General features: G+C 71.6%; 5 protein-coding genes and 1 pseudogene. 2 read left to right on the top strand and 4 right to left on the bottom strand.

All coding sequences use genetic code 11. The annotated features are described in order from the left end of the window. The 3 genes and pseudogenes from ACWF94_RS25875 to wecB form a co-directional block, all read right to left on the bottom strand. A pseudogene (locus ACWF94_RS25875) lies at nucleotides 1-541 on the bottom strand (glycosyltransferase); the annotation flags it as partial. Continuing rightward, the gene (locus ACWF94_RS25870; RefSeq protein WP_453493087.1) at nucleotides 538-1,899 is read right to left on the bottom strand and encodes a glycosyl transferase; all 1,362 of its coding nucleotides are present in this window, start codon (nucleotides 1,897-1,899) and stop codon (nucleotides 538-540) included. The pseudogene ACWF94_RS25875 and the gene ACWF94_RS25870, both read right to left, overlap by 4 nt. A 121-nt stretch (nucleotides 1,900-2,020) precedes the next feature. Beyond that, a complete protein-coding gene (wecB, locus tag ACWF94_RS25865; RefSeq protein ID WP_453493084.1) occupies nucleotides 2,021-3,106 on the bottom strand; it encodes a non-hydrolyzing UDP-N-acetylglucosamine 2-epimerase in 1,086 nt (361 codons plus the stop codon). A gap of 292 nt (nucleotides 3,107-3,398) precedes the next feature. Between wecB and ACWF94_RS25860 the strand changes: the two genes are divergently transcribed. Beyond that, a complete protein-coding gene (locus ACWF94_RS25860; RefSeq protein WP_453493081.1) occupies nucleotides 3,399-4,967 on the top strand; it encodes a glycosyltransferase family 4 protein in 1,569 nt (522 codons plus the stop codon). Nucleotides 4,968-5,394: 427 nt separating this feature from the next. Further along, a complete protein-coding gene (locus ACWF94_RS25855; RefSeq protein WP_453493078.1) occupies nucleotides 5,395-7,563 on the top strand; it encodes a glycosyltransferase in 2,169 nt (722 codons plus the stop codon). A 141-nt stretch (nucleotides 7,564-7,704) separates the two neighbouring features. Here the strand turns inward: ACWF94_RS25855 and ACWF94_RS25850 are convergent, their stop codons facing one another. Continuing rightward, nucleotides 7,705-8,307, bottom strand: coding sequence for an acyltransferase (locus ACWF94_RS25850; RefSeq protein ID WP_453493075.1), 603 nt, complete (start codon nucleotides 8,305-8,307; stop codon nucleotides 7,705-7,707). Nucleotides 8,308-8,348 lie beyond the last annotated feature (41 nt).

Raw genomic sequence — 8,348 nt, 5'->3', positions numbered from 1 at the left:
GGGCCCCGGGGGCCCCGATGGCACGGCGCCTCGCCGTCCGGGCCAGCCGGGCCGCTTCCGGCAGCGAGGCGATGAACGCGGCCCGGGCGTAGTGACCCGGCCGGGCACGGCGGTCCGCGACGGCCCGGGCCGCCGCCGCGACCCCGTAGCAGGCGTGCGCGGTCCGATTGAGCCGGGCCAGCTGCCAGACGGTGTAGACGGCCTGGATGTCCAGGGCCACGATCACCTTCGCCCGCTGGGCGAGAGACCGCAGCTCGGTGTCCCGCTCGGCCGACAGCCACACCCGCTCGGCACCCTTGGCCTGACGGGCGGCCGTGGCGAACGCCTTGCCCCGGGCGGCGTCGCCCGCCGAGAACGAGTGTCGCGCCGTCAGCAGTTCGGAGTCGGGCAGGGCGTCCGCCGGGGGGAATCCGGCCAGCCGGATCCGTACACCCCCGTCCGCGCCGCCCGCGCTGTCAGCGCCGTTCAACAGAGTCCGCAGTGCCGCCGTGAGGTTCTCGGGGCGCGGGGCGGCAGCCGCCACCAGGAGTACTTCGATCACGCCCGCACACTCTCCGCTTCGGCGGTGCCCCGCTCCGCGCCGTCCCTGGCCTGGATGAGGCGGCGGACAGCGGGCTCCATCACGGCGTCCCGGGCGAAGCGGGCCGCGTGCTCCCGGGCGGCCCGGCGCTGCCCGTCGTCCGCCTCCACCGCCATCCGCGCGGCCGAGCAGAACGCCTCCGTGAGGAACTCCGCGTCCAGGCCCTCCGCACCCGTCCACAGCGGATGCCCCGCCAGCATGGCCGATGCGTCGTGGTCCCGCTCGTGCGCCGAGAGCACCGGCAGCCCCGAGGCCATGAACTCGTACACCTTGCCGGACGTGACGAAACGGCCGCCGACCAGCATGAGGACCAGGGCGTCCCAGCTGTTGTAAGTGGCGGCGACCTCGGCCTTGGGGACGGGCCCGCCGAAGACGACACCGTCCGGCTCGGCCGCCCGGATCAGATCCATGTGCTTGTTGGCCTCACGGCTGGCCCCGGCACCGATGTGGCCACGGATCTCGAAGCGGGAACGCGCCACCAGCGGGTCGCGCTGCCGCGCCGCCCGCCAGGCGTCGAGCACGGTCTCCAGGAAGACCGGCTTGAAATTGACCGACCCCAGATAGCCGAAGACCAGCCCCTCGCCCTCCTTCGGGGCGGCGGTGACGGGCGGCAGGCTGTCCGCGTCGAAGCCGTTGCGCACGACATGGACACGGGAGGCGAGTTCGGGGTAGCGGTCCCGGTAGAAGTCGGCGATGGGGTCATTGACGCACCACACCCCGACGGCGTCGGAGAGCACCTTCTCCTCCCACCGGCCGGACTCCGAATCCCGGGTGAACGCCTCGCCGCCACCGATCACATCGACGGACCAGCCGTCCCGGAAGTCGATGGCGTACGGCACCTGGTGCGTCTCCCACAGCTTCCACGCGGCGGCGAGATTCACATACGGAGCACAGCTCGCCACCAGCAGATCGGCCGGCCGCTCCCGGTGGATGTCGACCACGGCGCGCTCCAGCTCGTCGCGCCACCCGCCGAACACCGGCTCCGGGAAGTGCTTCAGATGGCTCTCCCGCTCGCGCAGCGCCCACTGGGTGGGCTGGAGCGCGCGCTGCTCGGTGAACCGGCGGATGTCCGTCTCCAGATCATCGCGCACCAGCGGCAGTTCGACGATGCTGGTACGCGGATCGACCGCGTGGGACAGGGTGTGGTCCAGGCCGTACTCGCGTTCCCAGCTCTCTTCGAGAATGGTCACCACGGTCACGTCCCAGCCCTGGGCGATGAACTGGTTCGCCGTCTCGCGCATGCGGTACGCGCAGCTCTTGGCCGCCGGCGGGAAGCCGATCGCCAGATAGATCAGGTGCGGGCGGCCGGGCTGGGTCACCGGGGCGGGGCCGCCCCTGCGGGACAGAAGCGGGTTGCTCCGCCCGGTTGTGCTGAGACGTCTGATCGGATTGCGCAAGAGATGACTCCGCGATGAGAAGGCCGGGCGGGGAACGGGACGTTCAGTGCTGGTCGGCGAGGACCTGGACCACACGGCGGGCGGCACTGCCGTCGCCGTAGGGCTCGCCCTGCGCGCTGTCGGGCGCGGTCCGGGTGGCCGTGCGGATCCAGGCGTCCTGGCCCAGCTCCCTCGGGTCGGGTACGAGGACGTTCCAGCCGTTCTCCACGGTCTCGACCCACTCCGTCTCCGGGCGCAGCGTGGTGCAGGCCCGGCCGAGGAGGAACGCCTCCTTCTGCAGACCGCCCGAGTCGGTGACGACCCCGGCCGAGCGCAGCACCGCGGCGACGAGACCGGCGTACGGCAGCGGACGGCCCGCGTGCAGGCTGCCCTGGTTCAGCTTGATCCCGAAACTCTCGGCGCGCGCGACCAGCCGCGGGTGCGCCAGCAGCGCCACCGGCACCGGCAGCCCGGCGAGGGCGTCGACCAGCGCGGCGAGCCGCTCCGGATCATCGGTGTTCTCGGCGCGGTGCAGGGTGGAGACGAGATACGGGGCCTGGGGGTCGATCCCTTCGGGCAGCTCGGGCAGCGGGTGCTCACCGGCCAGGACCGCGTCACGGATGCGCAGGCACACATCCACCATCACATCGCCGACGAGCGCGGCACGCTCGGCCAGGCCCTCGTTCGCGAGATGGCGCATCGCCTCCGCGGTGGGAGCCAGCAGCAGATCAGCCGCGTGGTCCGTCATCACGCGATTGTGCTCCTCGGGCATCCGGCGGTTGAAGGACCGCAGGCCCGCCTCCAGGTGCGCCACGCGGTAGTGGAGCTTCACGGCGGACAGCGCGCCGGCCAGTGTCGAATTGGTGTCGCCGTAGACGAGCACCCAGTCGGGGCGCTCCTCGTCCAGGACCTTGTCCATGGCGGCGAGGACGGCACCGGTCTGGACCCCATGGCTGCCGGAGCCGACGCCCAGGTGCACATCCGGGTCGGGGATGCCGAGACCGGAGAAGAAGACGTCGGACAGATCGGCGTCGTAGTGCTGACCTGTGTGCACGATCACATGATCGTGGGAGGTGTCGGCGAAGGCCGCGGCGATCGGGGCGAGCTTGACCAGCTGGGGACGAGCCCCGACAACACTGAGGACCTTCACGCTGTACTGCTCCTTGTGAACGGAAGAATCGGTGCCTGAGACGCACCTTTCCGCCCCATGGTACGAGGGGCCGGAAATCCGGCCCGGCGGCGGTAGTTCGGGTCGGGGCGGTCCTCGGCGACAATGGGCGGACCATGGGACCGCCCATGGACCGACCACGGACACGGCATCGGCGACGTTCATAGCACCTTTCGGGGGGACGGTATGCTCCCTGGGCTGCAGTGGGGCCTGGGAATGCCTGTGAGACCGGCTGACGCGCAGGCGTCCAGGAGAGATCGAGGAAGGCATGTACATGGGGTTCGACAGCGCCACGGAGGCCCGGCGCACACGGGGGCGGGTGGTCATGCTCGTCGACAACGGCGTTCGCAACGACTCCCGGGTCCAGAAGGCCGCTCGGTCGGCGGCGGACGCCGGCTGGGAGGTTGTCCTCTTCGGTCTTTCACCGAACAAGAAGCACCACTCCTGGAACATCGGCAAGGCCGAGGTGCGCCTGGTGCCGAAGCCCGCCGCGCTCACGGTGAACCGATTCGACCAGCGGCGCGCGCCGCTGCGCCAGCCGCTCGCCTACCGCAGTGACCAGTACGCCCGCTACCGGATGCAGGCGGCCAAGGCATGGCGGTCCGATCTGTACTTCCGCCGGGCCGCCGAGACCGCCGGCGGACCGGGCAAGGGCAGCGCCAGCGGCTCCCCGCTGCGGCTGGTGCTGCCGAGGGTCGGCGCCAAGGTCTACAGCAAGTGGGTCGGGCTCCGCGTCCGCCAGACCCGGCGCCTGCGCAAGACCCGCAAGGAGCTGACGGCCCCGCTGGACCGCGCCGCGATGACCATGTGGCACAAGCTGCGCGGTGAGCGGTCCTGGCGTTCGCTGATGCCCTATCTGTGGGACTTCGAGCTGACCTTCGCCCATCACATCGACGAGCTGAAGCCCGACATCATCCACGCCCATGACTTCCGCATGCTCGGTGTGGGCGCGCGGGCGGCGGTGCGCGGACGGGCCGCCGGGCGCCCGGTGAAGCTGGTGTGGGACGCCCATGAGTATGTGCCCGGTCTGCACTCGCCCCACCCCCGCTGGCTGCTGGGCCACATCGCCTGGGAGAAGGAGCACGCGCAGTTCGCCGACGCCGCGATCACCGTCTCCCCGTCGCTCGCTGAGCTGCTGAAGAAGGACCACAAGCTCAAGGAACTGCCCACCGTGGTGCTCAACGCACCGGTGTGCTCGCCCGATCCGGAGGAGGTCGCGGAGGCGGACCCGGTGCCGGATCTGCGCGAGCTGTGCGGCGTCGACGAGGACACCCAGCTGCTGGTGTACTGCGGCGGCATCAATCCGGTGCGCGGTCTGGAGACCATGATCGAGGCGATGCCGTCGCTGCCCGATGTGCATGTCGCCCTGATCTCCGTCCCGCCGGGCCGCCCGTTCGTCGCGACGGCCAAGATCGAGGCGCTGATCGAGGAGCTGGGCGTCGGCGACCGGGTCCATGTCCTCCCCTTCGTACCGCACTGGCAGGTGCCCGAGTTCCTGTCACCGGCGGACGCGGCGGTCAGCCCGCTGCACCACCTGCCCAACCACGAGCTGGCGCTGAGCAACAAGTTCTTCGAGTACTCGCAGGCCAAACTGCCGCTGGTGGTCAGCGACATCCGCACCATGGCCGCGATGGTGGAGTCGACCGGCCAGGGCGAGGTCTTCCGCGCCCAGGACGTGGAGGACTACGTCCGCGCGGTGAAGACCGTGCTGGCCGACCCCGGCCGCTACCGCAAGGCGTACGAGAAGCCGGGCCTGCTGGAGCAGTGGACCTGGGAGCGCCAGGGCGAGATCCTCGACGAGGTCTACAGCCGTCTGCTGCCCGACCGTACGAAGCGCGGCTGACGTCCGCTGCCCGACCGCACGCATGCCGACCGTACGCATGCCCGGCTGTGCGCATGCACGGGTGCACGGAGCGCGGCTGAACGAAGGCCGGGAAGCGCCCGCCGGGCGCCTCCCGGTCCTCCGGGCGTCCGGTGCGGGCCCGTCCCCGCGGGCCCGTGGGGCCATCGGCCGCGGGGGAGCGACATGATAGTTTTCCCGGTGTGTCCGCCCTGTTGACAGTCGGCAGCGTCACGGAGGGCGGCGCGGCGCGCACGCGGATCGAAGCCGTAGCACAGGGGAAGCCGCGAACGGCCCGCAGTCCGGGGGCACGTCCTCCGGTATCTCCGCGGCGCGCGGGTGGGGCGGCCGTTCGGCGGTCGCGGGAATCGGTGGAATCGGGACGCACCTCTTCGTCCTCGAACCTGGACGCGGTGGAGGGCCTCGCGGCATGACGCATGTACTTCTGATTGCGGGGGCGGTACCGCAGCCCGCGGTCCTCAGGGCCTCCCTGGAGAAATTCCGCGCGGCGGGCGCGACCGTACAGCTCGTCGGCATGTTCAGCACCTCAGACATCACAGACATCACGGACGCCACCGCGGACCACGGCGTCGCGCCCGACGGACTGCGTTCCCTGAAAGAGGCCAACGCAGCGCGCGGTACCGCCTTCGCGAAGCGCGTCGGCAAGCTGCCCGCGCCCCGCCGCGTCTGGGCGAGCGCCGAGCGCGACCCGCAGACACGGGTCTGGGCCCGCAGGGCCCAGGTGCTGGTCGCCCTGGACCCGTCCGCCGTGTACACCATCTGGCAGTTCGCCCAGCGCAACCGCCGCGCGCAGGCCGTCTTCGGCACCGCGCCCGCCCTCAAGGCGGTGGCCGACCGCCGGGACCGCCCCGGGCACTACCGAATCCAGGACGCGCGCAACTCCATGCCCAGCCCGGCGTACGCGGCGCGCGCCACCAAGCGGAACACCCGGCGAGCGGTGGGCGCGACCCTGCGCAGGGCCTCCTCACCCGCCGTGATGCGCAACGCCCTCGGCGCCAAGGCGTGGCGCATCGCCGTCAACGCGCCGAAGGTGCCCGACCGGATGCGGGCCAAGCTGGCCCGCCGGGTCAGCACCTCCATGACCAAGGGCGGCCGGAAGGCCGGCGCGTCCATGGTGCTCAGCTCGGCCGCCCGGCTCACCGCCAACCGGGCGCTCCAGGCCGATCTGTACGCGGAGGCCGCCCGCGCCGACCTGGCCAGGGGACATGACGACCCGGCGGGCCGGACCAGGGCGATCACCGCCGCACTCGGCCAGGCGGACACCCGGCACAAGAAGGGCGACACCAAGGGAGCGGCGGCGGCCCTGTCCAGCGCGCTGGGTCTCGCCTTCCACCGGGCCATCCACTCCGACGGACTGTCCTCGCCGCTCGCCGCCGACCCGGCCGGCTTCCTCAAGCCGTTCCGCGCCAGTTCGGCGTACGCCGCGCTCGTCGCGCCGGGCGGGCGGGCCGTCCCGGCGGCCCCCGCGCCCGCCGGCCGGCCGCTGCGGCTGCTGGTCACCACGTACTACTACGACAACTTCATCCAGCCGGTCCTGGACCGCTACGGCGACGACCCCAACGTCGAGATCCGCTACTTCGACGTCAAGGACGACGACACACTGCGCCCGCTGGCGCGCAGCGGCGGCCGGATGCTGGAGCACGGCCTCGGGGGACAGCCGGCCTTCGGCCGCCAGGTCGAGGAGGCACTGCGCCCGCATCTGGACTGGGCTGACATCGTCTTCGTCGACTGGTGCACCAGCGCCGCCGCCCTGTTCACCCAGGTCGACCCCGGAACCACCCGTATCGTCCTGAGGCTGCACAGCTACGAGGCACTCACCCACTGGCCGCACCTGGTGGACTACTCCAGGGTCGACGACATGGTCTTCGTCGGCGAGCATCTGCGCGACCTGGTGGTGGACGTACTGCCGCAGCTCCGCGCGGAGAACGCGCCCGAACTGCACGTCATCGCCAACGCCATGGATCTGGAGCGCTTCCGGCAGGAGAAGGACTCCGCCGATGTCCGCTTCACCCTCGGCCTGGTGGGGGTGAGCGCGGTCGCGAAGGATCCGCGCTGGGCCCTGGAAGTACTGCGGGAGCTGCGCTCCCGCGACGAGCGCTACCGGCTCGTCGTCATCGGCGACGGCCTCAACCGCAAGGCCAGTGCCGCCGCCCGCGCCTATGACGACCTGTTGCAGAAGGATCTCGCCGAGCTGGTTCCCGCGGGCGCCGTCGAACTGGTCGGCCGTACCGAGGACGTACCGGGCGCGCTGACCGGTGTCGGCGTCATCCTCAGCAGCTCGGTGCGCGAGAGCTTCCACTGCGGTCTGGTCGAGGGTGCCGTGAGCGGGGCCCTGCCCGTGGTGCGCGACTGGCCGTTCTTCGCCGGGAAGGACCACGGCGCGCGGACCCTGTTCCCCGCCGACTGGGTCGTCGCCTCGCCGAAGGAGGCGGCCGAGCGCATCCTCGCGCACACCGGGTCGGACGAGGACTGGCGGGCGGCGACGGCCGCGGCGGCGAAGCACTCGCTGTCGACCTGGGACTGGTCGGTGATCAGCGCGGAGTTCGACCGGCTGCTGCTCGGGAAGCGGCACGGCTGAGCGCGTGATCGGGTTCGCGCGGACCGGACCGGACACGGACCGCGCGACGGGATCAGCGTCGCGCGGATCAGGCCGCATAATCGCGCGGATCACGCCGCGTAACGGGATCAGACGGTGCGCTCGGTCAGTGCACCGGCTCGGTCAGTACGCCCGCTCGGTCAGTACACCGGCCTTCTCCTCGTACCGCGACCCGGTCCCCGGGCACTCCCACACACCCGGCTCGTCCGCCCGCTCCACCAGCCGGACACCCGCCTTGCCGACCCAGCCGATCCGCCGCGCCGGTACGCCCACGACCAGGGCGAAGTCCGGTACGTCCTTCGTCACGACGGCGCCCGCGGCGACCATGGCCCAGCGGCCGATCTCCAGTGGTGCGACACACACCGCGCGGGCGCCGATCGAGGCGCCGTCGGCGATCCGCACCCCCACGGCCTCCCAGTCGCCGCCGCGCTTCTGCTTGCCCTCAGGGTCGACGGAGCGCGGGTTGTGGTCGTTGGTGAGCACCACGGCGGGCCCGATGAAGACCCCGTCGCCGAGTTCCGCGGGCTCGTAGACCAGCGAGTAGTTCTGGAGCTTGCAGTTGTCGCCCATGCGCACACCCGTGCCGACATACGCGCCGCGACCGATCACACATCCCGTGCCGAGCCGGGCTCCCTCGCGGATCTGGGCGAGTTCCCAGACACTGCTTCCCTCGCCGATCTCGGCGGTCTCGTCGACCTGGGCGGTGGGCTGGACCCTGTAGTTCACTTCTCTGCCTTCCGGTGCGCGGCTTCGCCGTGTGAGCATAC

The sequence above is a fragment of the Streptomyces sp. NPDC055078 genome (assembly GCF_053607985.1).
The sequence above is the reverse complement of the archived record's forward strand: the minus strand, read 5'-3'. Positions and strand labels throughout refer to the sequence as shown.